We start from the raw sequence: 241 nt of genomic DNA on the forward strand, positions 1-241 counted from the left end.
GCAGCAGCGCGAACCTGACGGGCTTCACCAGCAGCGGCCTGGTGAACAGTGACAGTATCAGCGGCGTCAGCCTGACCTCTGCCGGCAGCGGCACGTTGGCGAATGCCGGCAGCTATTCCATCGTGGCGGCCGGTGCGTCCGGCACGGGCCTGTCGAACTATTCGATCACCTATGCCGAGGGGACGCTGACGGTGAACCCGGCGTCGTTGACGATCACGGCGTCGGGAGCGACCAAGACCTA

Annotated in this window: 1 protein-coding gene; it reads left to right on the plus strand. The window is 65.6% G+C overall.

Annotated elements, in window-relative coordinates:
* On the plus strand, positions 1-241 hold a 241-nt coding region (locus tag ACM9LZ_RS26150; protein WP_416622423.1), incomplete at both ends, for an MBG domain-containing protein.

Origin of the sequence: Niveispirillum fermenti, assembly GCF_048066175.1 — a bacterium.
GTDB lineage: Bacteria > Pseudomonadota > Alphaproteobacteria > Azospirillales > Azospirillaceae > Niveispirillum > Niveispirillum fermenti.